This window comes from Amycolatopsis sp. NPDC004772, from assembly GCF_053601215.1.
Genome location: NZ_JBSGBK010000003.1, coordinates 1 through 13578 on the forward strand (window position 1 = coordinate 1; position 13578 = coordinate 13578).

Genomic DNA, 13578 nt, shown 5'->3' on the forward strand with positions numbered 1-13578 from the left:
CCTCGCCCGCGTCGTGTTCAACCTCCTACGAACCGACACCACACCCCTCACAGCCACGCTCCCCGCAGCGGCTTGACATAGGAGCAACCCATGACCGACACCGCCCCCGTCCCGCCCGACGACAGCTACCTGCGTTCCCTGGTCGAGGCCACCGCCGACGCCGTCGCGGCCGCCGAACCGCTGTCCTCGCCACACACCGGCGCGGACGAGGCGACGCGGGCCGAAGTCACCGCCGCGGTCGAACGCAGTTCACCCGATCTGGTGGCATTGAGCCAAGATCTGCACGCCCACCCCGAGGAGGGATTCACCGAGCACCGGTCGGCCCGCGCCCTGGCCGACCTCCTGCAACGCCACGGCCACGAGGCCACGGTCGGCGTCGGCGGACTCGACACCGCGCTGCGCGTCAGCACTCCACGACAAGACGGCCCGCACATCGCGCTCCTTGCCGAGTACGACGCGCTGCCCGGGCTGGGCCACGCCTGCGGCCACAACGTCATCTGCACCACCGCCGCGGGCGGGTTCCTCGGCGCCGCCACCGTCGCCGAGCGGCTCGGCGGCCGCGTCAGCCTGATCGGCACCCCCGCGGAGGAAGGCGGGGGCGGAAAGGAGATCCTGGCCCGCGCCGGCGTGTTCGACGACGTCGATGCGGTGATCATGCTGCACCCGTTCAGCCATGACATCGCGCTCCACCCGTTCCTCGGGCGGCGTCAGCTGGAGATGGTCTTCCACGGTGTCGGCGCGCACGCGAGCGCCCAGCCGTTCATGGGCCGCAACGCGCTCGACGCCGCCGTCGCCGCGTACCAAGGTGTCTCGGCGCTACGCCAGCAGCTCCCGCAGAGCGACCGCGTCCACGGCGTATTCACCGACGGCGGCGCCCGGCCCAACGTCATCCCGGCGCGGGCCGCGCTGCTGTTCTACCTCCGGTCCCAGTCCCCGGATACCCTGCGCGACCTCGCCGCCCGCATGACGTCGATCGCCGAGGGCGCCGCGGCGATGACCGGCTGCGGCGTCGAGCTGATCTGGGACGCCCAGCCGGCCTACCTGCCGATCCGGTTCAACACCGCGCTCGCCGGGCGCTGGTCGGCCAACCAGGTGATCACCGGCCGCAAGCCACTCCCACCGGGCATCGTGCCGGAGTCGCTCACCGGCTCCACCGACCTCGGCAACCTCTCCTACCGCGTGCCCGCGCTGCACCCGATGCTGGCGATCTCGGGGCCGACGGTGGCGTTGCACACCAAGGAGTTCGCGGCCGCGGCCGGGTCCGAGACGGGCGACCAGGGAGTCCGCGACGGCGCGCTGGGGCTGGCTCTGACCGCCGCCGACTACCTCGGCGACGCCGAGCTGCGCAGGGCCGTGCACGACGAGTTCGAGGCGGCGGGAGGTGCCCTGGACGTTCCGTCGTTCTTCGTCTGACGCCTGAGGATTACCTGAGTTTTCTCAGCTGATTCTTCTCAGCAAAGCCTGAGGTATTTCCACAGGCTGCTCACAAGCACGGGCGCGAATCTAATGTCATGACCGAGAACGAGAGTCGGCCCGGCCCCGCCTCAACCGGTGGGCACCAGCCGCACCAGAGCACCCAGCAGTACGGGCCGTACGCGCAGTACGCCTACCAGCAGCAGGCCGCGCCGAATCCGCTCTTCACCCCGCAGCCGCCGCCGGGCTCCCCGGCGCCCACGGCGCTGAAGGCCAAGCCGCGCAAGGGTGGCCGGGTCGCGATGATCGTCAGCGCGACCGCGCTCGGCGCCGCGCTGGTCGGTGGCGTCGGCGGCGCCGCGATCGTCGGGCTCACGACGACCTCGGCGGACGGCGCGACGACGTCGGTCAGCACGCCGGCGGCGAACGGGCAGACGGTCGCGAACTCCACTTCCGGCGATGTCAGCGCCGTCGCGGCGAAGGTGACGCCGAGCGTCGTCCAGATCAACGTCACGACCGACCAGGGCGAGGCCATCGGCTCCGGCGTCATCCTCACCTCGAACGGCCGGATCCTGACCAACGCGCACGTCGTCGACGGCGCCCAGAACGTCGTCATCACCACCTCCGACGGCAAGAAGTACCAGGCCAGCGTGGTCGGCGCGGACACCAAGGCGGACATCGCCGTGGTCCAGGCCCAGAACGCCAGCGGCCTGACCGCGGCCAGCCTGGGCGACTCGAGCAAGCTCGTCGTCGGCCAGTCGGTGGTCGCGATCGGCTCGCCGGGCGGCCTGCAGAACACCGTCACCACCGGCATCGTCAGCGCGCTGAACCGGAACCTGTCCGACATCGGGCAGGGTGAGCAGCAGCAGCGCTCGCCGTTCAGCCGCACGTCGAACCAGAGCGAAGACTCGCCCAGCTACACCGCGATCCAGACCGACGCCTCGATCAACCAGGGCAACTCCGGTGGCGCGCTGGTCGACACCCAGGGCAACGTGATCGGCATCAACTCGGCGCTCTACAGCCCGACCGCGTCGGCCAACGGGTCGGCGGGCAGCGTCGGGATCGGCTTCGCCATCCCGATCAACGACGCCAAGAAGATCGTCGACCAGATCGTGAACAACTAGGACGCGGACGGGCCGTGGTCGGGGCGGCCCGTCCCCCCGCTTCGGGGAGCGGGAGAACACCGCGAAGGCCGTTTCGAGAGTCAATCGGGGGCTCTCGAAACGGCCTTCGTGCTGCTCAAAGCGTGTAGGTGAGGGTGAAGAGGTGGTTCTTCTCCTCGTCGATCTCGATGCTCGCCGTCCCGGCGATCCCGGCCAGTTCGCCGAAGCCCGAGCCGGTGAGGATCTTCAGCGCCAGGCCGGAGTCGTCGGCCGAGTGATGCAGGACGAAACCGCCCTTGCGGCCGTCGACCGAGACCTCGAGACGTTCGAAGGCGACGTACGCACGCGAAGTCGCGTTGGACGCCGAAAGCATCTCGACGGTGCTGGTCCCCTCGACCGCCCCGGTGAACGTCTTGCCGATCGCCACCCGGGCGAACTCGGTGCCTCCGGCCTCGTCGGTCGCCTGCGGTTCCCACTTGTCGAGGACGAATGACGCGGCGGCTGTGCTGGTCATGGCTGATTTCCTTTCGAAGGTGGCGCCAGCCTGCCAGCCATACCTGACAGCTTGCGTCAGGTTTTGTCAGCGCCTCCGGTTGCCGAACAGCCCGCGCGTGATCTCCCGGCCCAGCGCGCTCGCCGCGGACCGCATGAACGACTTCACGGCCGGGTTCTTCATCGCCGACTCGATGAAGCCGGGCTCGTCCTTCTCGGGCGCAGGTGGCGGCGCCTCGGGAGCGGGAGCCGGCGCGGCCTCGGGGGCGGCCGCGACCTTCGCGGCCAGCTTCTCGTAGGCCGACTCCCGGTCGATCGTCTCGGCGTACTTCGCGTGCAGGTCCGACGAGGACACCGCAGCGGCAACCGCCTCGTCGCCGATCGAGCCCATCTTCGACCGCGGCGCCCGCAGCCGCGTCCATGCCACCGGCGTCGGCGCACCGCGCTCCGACAGCACCGTGACGATCGCCTCGCCGATGCCCAGCGACGTCAACGCCGTGTCGAGCTCGTAGAACTTCGTCTTCGGGTAAGTCTTCACCGTCTTGGCCAGCGCCGCCTGGTCGTCCGGGGTGAACGCCCGCAGCGCGTGCTGGATCCGCGCGCCGAGCTGCGAAAGCACGGCGTTCGGGACGTCCGTGGGCAGCTGCGTGCAGAAGAACACGCCGACGCCCTTCGACCGGATCAGCTTCACGGTCTGCTCGATGCGCTCGAGGAACGCCTTCGACGCGTCGGCGAAGAGCAGGTGGGCTTCGTCGAAGAAGAACACGAGCTTCGGCTGGTCGAGATCGCCCTCCTCGGGCAGCTCCTCGAACAGCTCGGCCAGCAGCCACATCAGGAACGTCGAGAACAGCGCCGGCTTCGACTGCAGGTTGTCCAGCTCCAGCAGCGTGACGACGCCCTTGCCGTCGCGAGCGCGCATGAGGTCGTGCACGTCCAGTTCGGGCTCGCCGAAGAAGTCCTCCCCGCCCTGCGCCTCCAGATTGGACAGCGCACGCAGGATCACCCCGGCCGTCGCCGCCGAGACCCCGCCGATTCCCTTGAGGTCCGCCTTGCCCTCGTCACTGGTCAGGTGCGTGATCACCGACCGGAGGTCCTTCGTGTCCAGCAACGCCAGGCCGCGCTGGTCGGCCCAGTGGAAGATCAGCCCGAGCGTCGACTCCTGCGTCTCGTTGAGCCCCAGCACCTTGGACAGCAGCACCGGCCCGAAACTGGTGATCGTCGCCCGGATCGGCGAGCCCTTCCCGCCGGTGCCCAGCGACAGGAACTGCACCGGGAACGCCGCGCCCGCCCAGTCGTCGCCGAGCTCCTGCGCACGCTTCGTGACCTTGTCGTTCGCCTCGCCCGCCGCGGCCAGCCCGGACAGGTCGCCCTTGACGTCGGCGAGCACCACCGGCACCCCGGCCGCCGACAGCTGCTCCGAGATCAGCTGCAACGTCTTCGTCTTGCCCGTCCCGGTCGCACCGGCGACCAGCCCGTGCCGGTTCAGCGTCGCCAACGGCAGGCGCACGGCCGCGGCCGCGTCCACCTGCCCGTCGATCACCACCGCGCCCAGCTCCAGCGCGGCACCCTCACTCGCATACCCGGCGGCGATCTCACTCGCCGGCGACGCCTGCTCGGTCACTCGCAGCTCCCCGATCGTGTGTCCTGGACCACACCGGGAGCGTAACGCGCCGTACGCGCAGGTAACGCCCTTCGCATCCCCGTGTCGGGTTAGGGTCACCAGGTGACCGACCGCCTAGTCTGGATCGACTGCGAAATGACGGGGCTCGACCTCGGCAAGGAAGCGTTGATCGAAATCGCCGCCCTCGTCACCGACGCGGAGCTGAACGTGCTCGGCGACGGAGTCGACATCGTCATCCACGCCGACGAGGAAAAACTCGCCGGGATGCCCGAAGTCGTCCGCGAGATGCACGCCCACTCCGGCCTCACCGAAGAAGTCCGCCGCTCCACGGTGACCCTCGAAGAAGCCGAACGCCGCGTCCTCGACTACATCCGCGAGCACGTCCCCGAGCCGGGCACCGCGCCCCTCGCCGGCAACTCCATCGCCACCGACCGCGGCTTCATCTCCCGCGACATGCCCGCGCTCGACGCCCACCTGCACTACCGCATGGTCGACGTCTCCTCCGTCAAGGAACTCGTGCGCCGCTGGTACCCGCGCATCTACTACGCCAAGCCCGAGAAGGGCCTCGCCCACCGGGCCCTCGCCGACATCCGCGAATCCATCGGCGAACTCGACTACTACCGGCGCGTCGCCTTCGTCCCCCAGCCCGGCCCCACCAGCGAAGAAGCCAAAGCCGCCGCCGCTGAAGTGCAGGAACACCACCAGAGGTGACCCGGTGAAAACCGGTCGAGGGCACCCGCTACGATTACTGCCAGCGAGGTGATCGCAAGCGGATCCCCTCGGCGATGGTGGGCGTAGCTCAGCTGGTAGAGCACCTGGTTGTGGTCCAGGAGGTCGCGGGTTCGAAACCCGTCGCTCACCCCACTAAGGCGCAGGTCAGAGACTCGTTTCTGATCAGTGTCCCCGTAGACCCCGAATTGTGTCCCCACGGATCATGATTCGGGGTTCACACTTGTCCCCATGGACACAAGTATCCGCCATCAAGCGGAGCAGAGACAGCAAGCGATGGTCGAGCGGATCCTGCGCGACGACGCTCCGCGCGCGTTCGGCGCAGTAGTCGCGGTCCTAGCTCTCCATCATCCCTACGACCGCGGGTCCGGCCCGCAGTGCAAGGGCTGCGCCACGCACGTCACGTTCACCAGCTGGCCGTGCGCCACGGTCAAGGCCGTGTACGCCGCTCTCGGCACCGACGTACCCGATGCTGACGGGTTCCCCCGGCCCGACGAGACATGGTGCCCGCGCTGCATGAAGGACGCGACTGAGGATCGCTACACGCAGGAGTCCGCGAGCCTATGGCGCTGCCTCGATTGCCACGCGGTTCTGGTCGCACCTGACCCGCCCGTCGAGCCCTACCCGTCCTGATGGCCGGCATCGAGCGCCGACAGCGGTCTGACGGCGATCACCGTGTCCGCATCTACCCCGGTGGACTGACGGGCACCCACTGTGTCGACTGCCGCCAAGACCTCCGCCCGAAGGCCACCCCCGGACCGTGCAGCTGGAGGACCCGATGAGCCGCCTCTCGCCGAAGTACTCAGTGGGTGAGGTCGTCCTCTTCCGTCCCGGAACGGACGCGGACGGCTACGCAGACGGTCGAATCGTCGACTCCTGGAGCGATCAGGTCGGCAACTGGTACAAGGTCGAGGACCTGCTTCGAGACCGACGGTTCGACATCCACGAGCACGACCTCCAGATGGAGGCCTGATGGCCAGCATCGAACGCCGCACCCGGTCGGATGGCACCCTCGCCTACCGGGTGGTGTGGCGCGACCCCGACACCAAGAAGAAGGACAGCCTCACCTTCGAAGACGAAACCGAAGCGGAACGCGCCGTCAAGTTCCTCAACGCCAACGGCCAACGCCTCTCCGACGCGATCCGGGCGATGAAGGCGATCAAGGACAAGGTCCCCACCATCGCCGAGATCATCGACCACCACATCGAACACCTCACCGGCATCGAGCACCGCACCCGCAAGGACTACCGCTCGATGGCCAAGAACCACATCATCCCCTACCTCGGCACCCACCCCATCAACCACGAACACCTCGACGACCTCGCCAAGAAGTGGGTCAACGACCGCGCCGAAGCCGGCATGAACGGCAAGACCCTGAAGAACGTTCACGCACTGCTGTCCGCGGCCATCGCCTCCGCCGTCCCGCGGCACCGACCGGACAACCCGTTCTTCAAGCTCCGGCTCCCCGAGTACGTCCAAGAGGAGATGTGCTTCCTCACCGCCGGCGAGTTCAGCCTCCTCCTCTCCAAGGTCCCCGACCAGTACAAGCTTGTCATCACGTTCCTCGTGTCCACCGGGCTTCGCTGGGGAGAGATGGTCGCACTCACCGTCGGCGACCTCGACCTCATCGCCCCGACCCCCCACGTCCGGGTCATCAAGGCCGTGAAGCGTGACCGGGAAGGGCACTACGTCGGCACCACCAAGACCCGGGCCGGGCGCCGCACCGTCTCTATCCCCCGGTCCCTGGTATCGGACCTCGCGAGCCTTGTCTTCGGCCGCGCCCCCGACGAGCCCCTGTTCACGTCCGCGAACGGCGCCCGGCTCCGCGAGAACAACTTCCGCGACCGCGTGTGGCGCCGCGCCGTCGACGCCGCCAACGCCGACCGGGACGAGAACGGCGCCTTCGTGCCTGCCGCGCTCCGGCTGAACAAGCGCCCCCGGATCCACGACCTGCGCCACACGCACGTGTCGTGGCAGATCGCCGCTGGCGTCGACCTCCCCACCATCCAACGGCGGCTCGGGCACGAGTCGTACACCACCACCGTCGACATCTACGGGCACCTCGACCCCAGCCAGCTGGAGAGGGCTGCGGCCGCGGCGGAAGCGTCGCTGCGCGCGATCCTGCCCGCGAACGAAGCCGTCGACGCGTAGACACGAAGACGCCCCCGGCACCAGACGGGTATGCCGGGGGCGCCCAACAGGGGCTACTGCTGCGGCTTCACCGCAGCCAGAAACCCAACGTACATCTCCCGGGACATCACCAGCGACGGCCCCGGATCCTTCGTATCATCGATCTCGCACGTCGGGTCCGAACTCGTCGGGAACCCCACCTGCACACAGTCGGTCTTATCGCTGTACGACGACTTCCGCCGCACGCGTTCCTCCATCAGGTACCCTCCATCTCATCGATCAGCTCGGCTATGAGCCCCTCTGTGTCGGGAGGGCTCATAGCTACGCTGTGGAGATTACGGGCATCCTGTTGGTAGTCGCTCACGTACTTCGGCTCCGTCAGAGTGGTACTCGACGAAGACCCCTCCAAGTGAACCACCGACATCTGCGGTAGCTGCATCAACACGAACGGACCCAGCCGCAACGGCGACGACCGCACCGTCATCGGCACCACCCGGATCGTGACCTGCGGAAGCGCGCTCAACTCAAGCAGCCGACGCCACTGCCCCACCGCGGCTTCCGGACCACACGCCGGATACCGCAACGCGAATTCGCCTATGAACGCCGTGTACTCGATCCCGCGGTCCAGGATCTTCTTCGACCTTGCCGCCCGGAACTCGGCAGCCTGCTCCGCCTCGGCCGGCGACATGCCACGCTGGCGCGCCATCTCCAGCGCCCATGCCCGCGTCTGGAACGGGCCCGCGATCAGCGCCGGCTGCGCGTTGATGATCGCCGTGGCCGCGTCCTCGTACCGGGCGAGCATCGCCAACGGCGGGTGAATCCCGGTCACCGCGTTCGGGTTCGTGACGGCCTCGTGCAGCGCCACCGCGAAGTCCCGGTCTGGGCCGGTCACCTGCAGGGCGTCGAGGTGGGCCAGCAGCGAGTCCTTCGTCAGGCCTTGGCGGCCGTTCTCGCGGCGCGACACGTCGGAGTGACCGATGCCGAGCATGCGCGCGAGAGCTTGCTGGCTGAGGCCTGCGGTGCGGCGGTGGTGGCTGAGTAGCTGGCCGAGCTTGTCGACTTGGGTTCGTGGTGTGCGGGGCACGCACAGCACAGTACGCGCATGATCACACCTCGGTTGTCATCCATCTAGGGTATTGCCAGCCGTTGTGCGCACAACGATGATTGTGCGCACAACGGGAACGCCGCACAACTAGCCGGTCGGGGGACCGCATGAGCGCACTGATCACCGCACCGAGCCGCCTCACGGACTTCGACAACGCGGCCGGGAAGCTCAAGACCGGTCACTGGATCGCGCTCCCCTACGAGGCCTACGGCCAACTGGACCGCGGCGAGTGGAACGACGAGCTCGTGCGATATCTGGCCGAACGTGAAGTCCGCGCCGACGTCATCGACATCCCAAAGAAGAGCGTCGCCGTCCTCATCAACGTGGACTGGGCACCCACCTTCGAGCAGATCGTGGAGAGCGTCACCGCGGTCGAACACCGCCGGATGACCGGCACCTAAGACCGCCTGGTCGCCGTGCCCGTGACCCCCGACCGTGCACGGCGACCAGGCACCCAGCCGCCCACGGGCGGACCGAGGGGCGACGCGCGACCCTTCCACCCCGATTGGCCGGTGCGTCGCCCCTCCCCATGTCTCCGCGTCCAGCAGCAGACGGGCGGACACGGAGAGGCGGCGCCCGCCGACCCTCCAGGACGCGGGCGCCGTCCTCGCCCACGAAACACGACAGGGGGCCCCCGCGTGGCGAACAGCGGCAAAGGCACGGAAGGCCTCGCAACGGCCGCCAAGGCGATGGCCAAGGAGGCGGCCGAACGCGCCCGCCGCGAAGCGGAACGCCGCCGCACCGAGCAGCCGCCGCCTCCCTAATCCGTCCGGGCACCGCGGTGACCCCCGATACCCGCGGTGCCCGGGCCACCAACGTCCGCTCGCCGTGCGCCTTGACCCTCCTCGGCGCCGGCGGGCGGGCCCCCAACAACGACAAGACGGAGACAGAACCGTGACAACCTGCCTCACCGAGGCCCCGCGCGCCGACCAGCCGATCACCCACTGGTCGCAGTGCACCTGCGGTGGCCGGCTCCGCCCCTGCCTCGTCGCCAGCGAAGACCAGCTGGGACCGGGGACCGGCCGAAACTCCTGCCCCTCCGACTCGACGCAGCAGGCCGCCTGCCCGGAGTGCTGACGTCACAGTCCGGTCACGGCAGGCAACGCCCCGCTTGATCCAGACGACATAGCAGCGGACCACACCACGAGGGGAGCCCACCATGAGCCCGCGCGCATTCGTCGGCATTGTCGGCGCTGCAGTCGTCCTCCTCGGTCTGGTGTTGCTGTTCGTTCCCGTGTCGATGACCGTCGCTGGCGAGACCGGCACCTGTGACGACAAGGGCGCATTCCACGGACTGCCCTCCGAGCTGCTGTTCAACAACCGGGCCTACGAGGCGTGGCAGGACCAGTGCGCCAGCGCGACCTCGACACGTCAGGCGTGGAGCTGGGGGCTCGTGGGCGTAGGAGTTGTCGTGGCGGCGGGGAGTTCGATGGTTCGGCGGCCGACGCCGCCTGCGACTCCCGCGACCAACTGAACCCGGGCATGAGGAAACGGCCCCCACACTCCGCAGGGGAGTGTGGGGGCCGCTGACCGTCCAGGGGATGGGGACGGTCGACTTCGGGACGAGGCTCAGGTGAGAGCGCTGGAACCTGAACCTCGTCGATCAGGGATCAGGTCACCGCGATTCGGGCGCCATCACCTGAGTGCGGACGAACAGCGCGAACGCCGCTGTGATCGTCGCCGCCGCCGCGGACTGCACGTCCGGTTTCACGTCGAAGTGCAGTGCCAGCAACAGCGCGAACCCGGCCTGCGCGAGACCCAGCAGGAACGGCAGAGCCTTGTCCGCGGCGACCTTCCACGCCGTGACCGCGCCGGCGAGCGCGGTGAGGACCGCGATGATCGCGCCCTGCACGTCCACCGAGACGGGGAGTCCGAGCGACGCGGCGACCTGGAGGATGGTCGCGACGAACGCGATGACGACGGCCGGTTCACGTCCGAAGATCTTCATGATGGTGCCTTTCAGCTGAGGGTGAGTGCGAAGTCGGTGAGGGTGAACCGGGCGGGGTTGCTCGAGGTCGCGGAGCCGGTGTCGCGGACTTCGATGCCGTAGTTGAGCTGGTTGAGGGTGGGGTTCGCGTTGATGTAGCCGCGGGCCGCGGACTCGGCGATGAACGCCCGGATGTCCACCGTCCCGGACAGCTGCGGCGTTTTCGAGATGAACGCGAGGTAGGAGCCGCCAGGCTGCGCGTAGGTGTTGCCGTCCCACCAGATCTCGTAGACCTGGCCATTCGGGGCGACATAGTCGTTGTTCTGCTTCTGGCCGGCCGGCGCGGCGTTTCCACCGCGCTGCGTCCAAATCATCAGCTCGGTGTAGTTGCCGCTGGCGACACCGTTCAGCCACAGGTCCCACGCCACGTTGTAGCTCGAGGTGTTGTCGTAGCCGGAGACCGTGCCGGCGAACCTGCCGAGGACCTGGTTCGGCCACGTGGACAGTGCCTTGCCTGCGCAGCAGGAGCCGGTGACGTCGAACTTCGTGGACGGGTACATGAAAACTTCGCCCTCAGGGGTGTCGAAGCCCCACGAGTCGACGTACCAGTTCGCCTGGTTGCAGAGGTACAGGAGTTCGTGCTGCCCCGAGTTCGGGCCCTGCCAGTTCCACGCGTCGTTGTGGACGTAGTACTGGCCGCCGGTGCCGGGGGCGTCGAACGTGCGCCCGTCCTGTTCCACGATCTTCTCGGGGTTCGCGCACGCCGGCGGAGTGGTCGTCGTGGTCGGGGCGGTCGTGCTTGAGGGAGTCACGGTGGTCGTCGGCGGCGCGGTCGAGCTCGGCGGCGCGGCGGTGGTCGGAGTGGTCGTTCCCGGGCTGGTGGTCGCCGAGGTCGGCGGCGGCGGAGGTGGGGTGCCCATGCCGACCGACGCGATGTAGGAGATCCAGATCGTGCCGAACGTCTTCGGCTTCGTCTGAGCGAACATCGCCCGCACCTTGAACGTCTTCTCGGTGTAGGACCCCTGGACGGTGTTCAGCAGGAAGCCGTTGTACTGGCCGGGGGTGTTCGCCGACACCACCACCGTGTCGGGGATGGTTCCGAGGGTGTGGGCGATCGCGCAGATCCCGTTTGCGTCGGTGGTGCAGCTCCCCACTCCGGTCACCATCTTCGGGCTGGTGGTGTCGGCGGACGCGGCCAGGACGACACCGAGCAGCAGGCTCACGGCGGCCAGAGCCGCGGCGAACTTCCCCCGCCGGCTCATTGGGCTAGCCTTGCGGCAAGGTTGGCGGCGAGCCGGTCGGCGACCGCGTTCTCGTCGAGGTGCTCGACGTCGGCGAGTTCAGCCTTGACCTCCGGGAGCAGTCCCGCGAGAAGGCCCGAGACGAGATCAGCCGTCGGCACGTTCTGCTGCGCCGCGACCTTGAGCGCAAGGTCCGACAACGTCGTGCCGATGCTCACGAGCTGGTCTTTGATCTCTCGGCGCGCGCGGCCCGCTTCCATCTGACCGTAGCTGACGCCGTCCGCAGCGGAGAACCACCCACCGTCGAGGTAGTTGCGAAGAGCCTTGTTCCACACGGCGGTGGCAACTTCGTCTGCGGTGGGCATGTCGTCCTCCTGGTTGAGTAGCGCGGCGAGTTCCGCGCGGGTACCGCGGAACGCGTCAGCGTCGAGCGGCTGATGCCCGGCGATCCGGGCGGAGCTGGTGAACTGCAAGACGGCGACGCTTAGACCCCCGAACCCGTCCCAGTAGGACGCCGGGACCATCGCCCACTCCGAAGCGAGCGTGCCGACGACGTTGTCCGGGTAGCGGCTGGACCACAGCGGCGGCCACCCGGCCAGTGACGGACGCCCCCACACGTCACGCCAGAACCACAGCGGGATGTACGCCAGCGGCGTCCGATACCCGGCGACCCGCACCGCATCCAGCACCGCGCGCGCCTGCGCGAGAGTCGGCGCCGCACCGGACACCGGTTTCTCCACATCGAGGATCACCGGCACGTCCCGTGGCACCACGCGCTGCATCAGAGCCACGTGTGCGGCCGCTGTCGCGTTCGCGCGGACGAACCAGTACGCCGCGACCAGAAGCCCCGCCGCGTGGGCCTCCGCGAGGTTGGCGGCGAACTCGTCGTCGACGCCCGAGCCACCCTCGCCTGCCTTGATGAACACGAACTCGCACCCGTCCCGCCGCGCTGCGGCGAGGTCGAGCGACAAGTCCTGGTAGTGGCTGATGTCCAGCCCGAACGTGACGGCCATCTACTTCATCCCCTTCGGCTTGCGGCGGAGCCGTTCGAACATGACGACTCGCCACCACACGGCGAACACGAGCACGATGAACAGCACGGTGCGGATGGCGGTTTTGCCGGGCAGGTCAGGCCAGATGATCACGGCCAGGAAGTAGGTGAACCACGCGCCGACGTTCGCCGAAAACGTGATCATGTGACGGCCGAGTTCTGTGCTCCACCACTTGAACGAGATCATGTAGCGCACCACGAACAGCCAGGAACCCAGCGCCCCGAAGCTGAGCAACCCGATGTACACCCCCCTCAGCCAGGCGGGCAGGGTTGTCATGCGTTTCTCCTTGTCGCGGTCAGTTGTTCGTACAGCCGCTCGACGAAGTGGTTCTCGTCGAGGTGGCGCTTGAGCTTGGCCACCAACGCATCGACCCGCGGCCGCCCCTCAGCAACCTCGTCGCGCTGGAGTTTCGCGTGCCGCACCCGCGCTTCTGGAGTGAGCTCGTCGTCGGCCATACTCAGTCCCCGGTTTCCCGCCGGCGCGGCGGCAGCTGCCCGAAGAACCGTTCCTGGAGTTCTGCGGTGATCTCCAGTCGGTTGAGCTGCGCCTTGAGGTCGGCGATCGCCTCGTCTTTCAGGTCTGCTGCTTGTTCGAGGAGTTTCATTTCGCGTTGCAGCCGGTCGATTTCGGACTGCAGCCGGGTTTCGGCTTTCTCTTTCGCGGTGTCTTTGGCTTTGAGCCTGGATCGGATCCAGGCGATTCCGCCGCCGCTGACGGTGATCCCCCCGCTGATGAGGGCAGCGATGATGCCCGGATCGATCACGT

General features: G+C 68.3%; 19 protein-coding genes and 1 tRNA gene. 10 read left to right on the plus strand and 10 right to left on the minus strand.

The window, feature by feature from the left end:
* Positions 1-90 precede the first annotated feature (90 nt).
* Positions 91-1413: a M20 family metallopeptidase gene (locus tag ACWEF6_RS02455; RefSeq protein WP_449681260.1), complete on the plus strand. Its 1323-nt coding sequence runs from the start codon at positions 91-93 to the stop codon at positions 1411-1413.
* Between the two features lie 98 nt (positions 1414-1511).
* Positions 1512-2537 carry a S1C family serine protease gene (locus ACWEF6_RS02460; protein WP_449681261.1) on the plus strand — a complete coding sequence of 342 codons (1026 nt, stop codon included), beginning with the start codon at positions 1512-1514 and terminating at the stop codon, positions 2535-2537.
* 115 nt (positions 2538-2652) lie between these two features.
* Here the strand turns inward: ACWEF6_RS02460 and ACWEF6_RS02465 are convergent, their stop codons facing one another.
* Positions 2653-3030, minus strand: a complete 378-nt coding sequence (locus ACWEF6_RS02465) for a DUF3224 domain-containing protein (RefSeq protein ID WP_449681262.1) — start codon at positions 3028-3030, stop codon at positions 2653-2655.
* A gap of 66 nt (positions 3031-3096) precedes the next feature.
* Complete coding sequence (locus ACWEF6_RS02470) at positions 3097-4629, minus strand: helicase HerA-like domain-containing protein (protein WP_449681263.1); 1533 nt, start codon at positions 4627-4629, stop codon at positions 3097-3099.
* Positions 4630-4731: 102 nt separating this feature from the next.
* Between ACWEF6_RS02470 and orn the strand changes: the two genes are divergently transcribed.
* The 5 genes from orn (at position 4732) to ACWEF6_RS02495 (ending at position 7509) form a co-directional block, all read left to right on the plus strand.
* A complete protein-coding gene (orn, locus tag ACWEF6_RS02475; protein WP_310971174.1) occupies positions 4732-5340 on the plus strand; it encodes an oligoribonuclease in 609 nt (202 codons plus the stop codon).
* Between the two features lie 77 nt (positions 5341-5417).
* Positions 5418-5493: transfer RNA gene (locus ACWEF6_RS02480), tRNA-His, on the plus strand.
* A 96-nt stretch (positions 5494-5589) separates the two neighbouring features.
* On the plus strand, positions 5590-5991 hold the full coding sequence (locus tag ACWEF6_RS02485) for a hypothetical protein (protein WP_449681264.1): 402 nt from the start codon (positions 5590-5592) through the stop codon (positions 5989-5991).
* Positions 5992-6118: 127 nt separating this feature from the next.
* The gene (locus ACWEF6_RS02490; protein ID WP_449681265.1) at positions 6119-6331 is read left to right on the plus strand and encodes a hypothetical protein; all 213 of its coding nucleotides are present in this window, start codon (positions 6119-6121) and stop codon (positions 6329-6331) included.
* Positions 6331-7509: a tyrosine-type recombinase/integrase gene (locus ACWEF6_RS02495; RefSeq protein ID WP_449681266.1), complete on the plus strand. Its 1179-nt coding sequence runs from the start codon at positions 6331-6333 to the stop codon at positions 7507-7509. The genes ACWEF6_RS02490 and ACWEF6_RS02495 overlap by 1 nt, the downstream gene beginning before the upstream one ends.
* A gap of 53 nt (positions 7510-7562) precedes the next feature.
* Here ACWEF6_RS02495 and ACWEF6_RS02500 read toward each other — a convergent pair whose 3' ends face one another.
* Positions 7563-7745, minus strand: a complete 183-nt coding sequence (locus tag ACWEF6_RS02500) for a DUF397 domain-containing protein (RefSeq protein WP_449681267.1) — start codon at positions 7743-7745, stop codon at positions 7563-7565.
* Positions 7745-8572 carry a helix-turn-helix domain-containing protein gene (locus ACWEF6_RS02505; RefSeq protein ID WP_449681268.1) on the minus strand — a complete coding sequence of 276 codons (828 nt, stop codon included), beginning with the start codon at positions 8570-8572 and terminating at the stop codon, positions 7745-7747. The genes ACWEF6_RS02500 and ACWEF6_RS02505 overlap by 1 nt, the downstream gene beginning before the upstream one ends.
* A gap of 128 nt (positions 8573-8700) precedes the next feature.
* Here ACWEF6_RS02505 and ACWEF6_RS02510 point away from each other — a divergent pair, with 128 nt between their 5' ends.
* The 3 genes from ACWEF6_RS02510 (at position 8701) to ACWEF6_RS02520 (ending at position 10067) form a co-directional block, all read left to right on the plus strand.
* Positions 8701-8994, plus strand: coding sequence for a hypothetical protein (locus tag ACWEF6_RS02510; RefSeq protein WP_449681269.1), 294 nt, complete (start codon positions 8701-8703; stop codon positions 8992-8994).
* A gap of 237 nt (positions 8995-9231) precedes the next feature.
* Positions 9232-9357, plus strand: coding sequence for a hypothetical protein (locus ACWEF6_RS02515; protein WP_449681270.1), 126 nt, complete (start codon positions 9232-9234; stop codon positions 9355-9357).
* Between the two features lie 395 nt (positions 9358-9752).
* Positions 9753-10067 carry a hypothetical protein gene (locus ACWEF6_RS02520; RefSeq protein WP_449681271.1) on the plus strand — a complete coding sequence of 105 codons (315 nt, stop codon included), beginning with the start codon at positions 9753-9755 and terminating at the stop codon, positions 10065-10067.
* A 141-nt stretch (positions 10068-10208) separates the two neighbouring features.
* Here ACWEF6_RS02520 and ACWEF6_RS02525 read toward each other — a convergent pair whose 3' ends face one another.
* From ACWEF6_RS02525 to ACWEF6_RS02550, 6 genes are read right to left on the minus strand one after another with little or no spacing between them, the layout of a single operon-like run.
* Positions 10209-10541 carry a hypothetical protein gene (locus ACWEF6_RS02525; RefSeq protein WP_449681272.1) on the minus strand — a complete coding sequence of 111 codons (333 nt, stop codon included), beginning with the start codon at positions 10539-10541 and terminating at the stop codon, positions 10209-10211.
* Positions 10542-10552: 11 nt separating this feature from the next.
* A complete protein-coding gene (locus ACWEF6_RS02530; RefSeq protein ID WP_449681273.1) occupies positions 10553-11782 on the minus strand; it encodes a GH12 family glycosyl hydrolase domain-containing protein in 1230 nt (409 codons plus the stop codon).
* Positions 11779-12774 (minus strand): glycoside hydrolase family 25 protein, encoded by a 996-nt coding sequence (locus tag ACWEF6_RS02535; RefSeq protein WP_449681274.1) that lies wholly within the window; start codon positions 12772-12774, stop codon positions 11779-11781. The genes ACWEF6_RS02530 and ACWEF6_RS02535 overlap by 4 nt, the downstream gene beginning before the upstream one ends.
* Positions 12775-13089: a putative phage holin gene (locus tag ACWEF6_RS02540; protein ID WP_449681275.1), complete on the minus strand. Its 315-nt coding sequence runs from the start codon at positions 13087-13089 to the stop codon at positions 12775-12777. It lies immediately after the preceding gene.
* Positions 13086-13268: a DUF7620 family protein gene (locus ACWEF6_RS02545; protein ID WP_449681276.1), complete on the minus strand. Its 183-nt coding sequence runs from the start codon at positions 13266-13268 to the stop codon at positions 13086-13088. The genes ACWEF6_RS02540 and ACWEF6_RS02545 overlap by 4 nt, the downstream gene beginning before the upstream one ends.
* 2 nt (positions 13269-13270) lie before the next feature.
* The gene (locus ACWEF6_RS02550) at positions 13271-13576 is read right to left on the minus strand and encodes a hypothetical protein (protein ID WP_449681277.1); all 306 of its coding nucleotides are present in this window, start codon (positions 13574-13576) and stop codon (positions 13271-13273) included.
* Positions 13577-13578: the final 2 nt, after the last annotated feature.

Excerpts from the sequence above, each read along its gene's own strand:
- ACWEF6_RS02455 (WP_449681260.1), top strand. The coding sequence starts at position 91 with ATGACCGACACCGCCCCCGTCCCGCCCGACGACAGCTACCTGCGTTCC.
- ACWEF6_RS02460 (WP_449681261.1), top strand. The coding sequence starts at position 1,512 with ATGACCGAGAACGAGAGTCGGCCCGGCCCCGCCTCAACCGGTGGGCAC.
- ACWEF6_RS02465 (WP_449681262.1), bottom strand. The coding sequence starts at position 3,030 with ATGACCAGCACAGCCGCCGCGTCATTCGTCCTCGACAAGTGGGAACCG.
- ACWEF6_RS02485 (WP_449681264.1), top strand. The coding sequence starts at position 5,590 with ATGGACACAAGTATCCGCCATCAAGCGGAGCAGAGACAGCAAGCGATG.
- ACWEF6_RS02495 (WP_449681266.1), top strand. The coding sequence starts at position 6,331 with ATGGCCAGCATCGAACGCCGCACCCGGTCGGATGGCACCCTCGCCTAC.
- ACWEF6_RS02500 (WP_449681267.1), bottom strand. The coding sequence starts at position 7,745 with ATGGAGGAACGCGTGCGGCGGAAGTCGTCGTACAGCGATAAGACCGAC.
- ACWEF6_RS02510 (WP_449681269.1), top strand. The coding sequence starts at position 8,701 with ATGAGCGCACTGATCACCGCACCGAGCCGCCTCACGGACTTCGACAAC.
- ACWEF6_RS02520 (WP_449681271.1), top strand. The coding sequence starts at position 9,753 with ATGAGCCCGCGCGCATTCGTCGGCATTGTCGGCGCTGCAGTCGTCCTC.
- ACWEF6_RS02525 (WP_449681272.1), bottom strand. The coding sequence starts at position 10,541 with ATGAAGATCTTCGGACGTGAACCGGCCGTCGTCATCGCGTTCGTCGCG.
- ACWEF6_RS02530 (WP_449681273.1), bottom strand. The coding sequence starts at position 11,782 with ATGAGCCGGCGGGGGAAGTTCGCCGCGGCTCTGGCCGCCGTGAGCCTG.
- ACWEF6_RS02535 (WP_449681274.1), bottom strand. The coding sequence starts at position 12,774 with ATGGCCGTCACGTTCGGGCTGGACATCAGCCACTACCAGGACTTGTCG.
- ACWEF6_RS02540 (WP_449681275.1), bottom strand. The coding sequence starts at position 13,089 with ATGACAACCCTGCCCGCCTGGCTGAGGGGGGTGTACATCGGGTTGCTC.
- ACWEF6_RS02545 (WP_449681276.1), bottom strand. The coding sequence starts at position 13,268 with ATGGCCGACGACGAGCTCACTCCAGAAGCGCGGGTGCGGCACGCGAAA.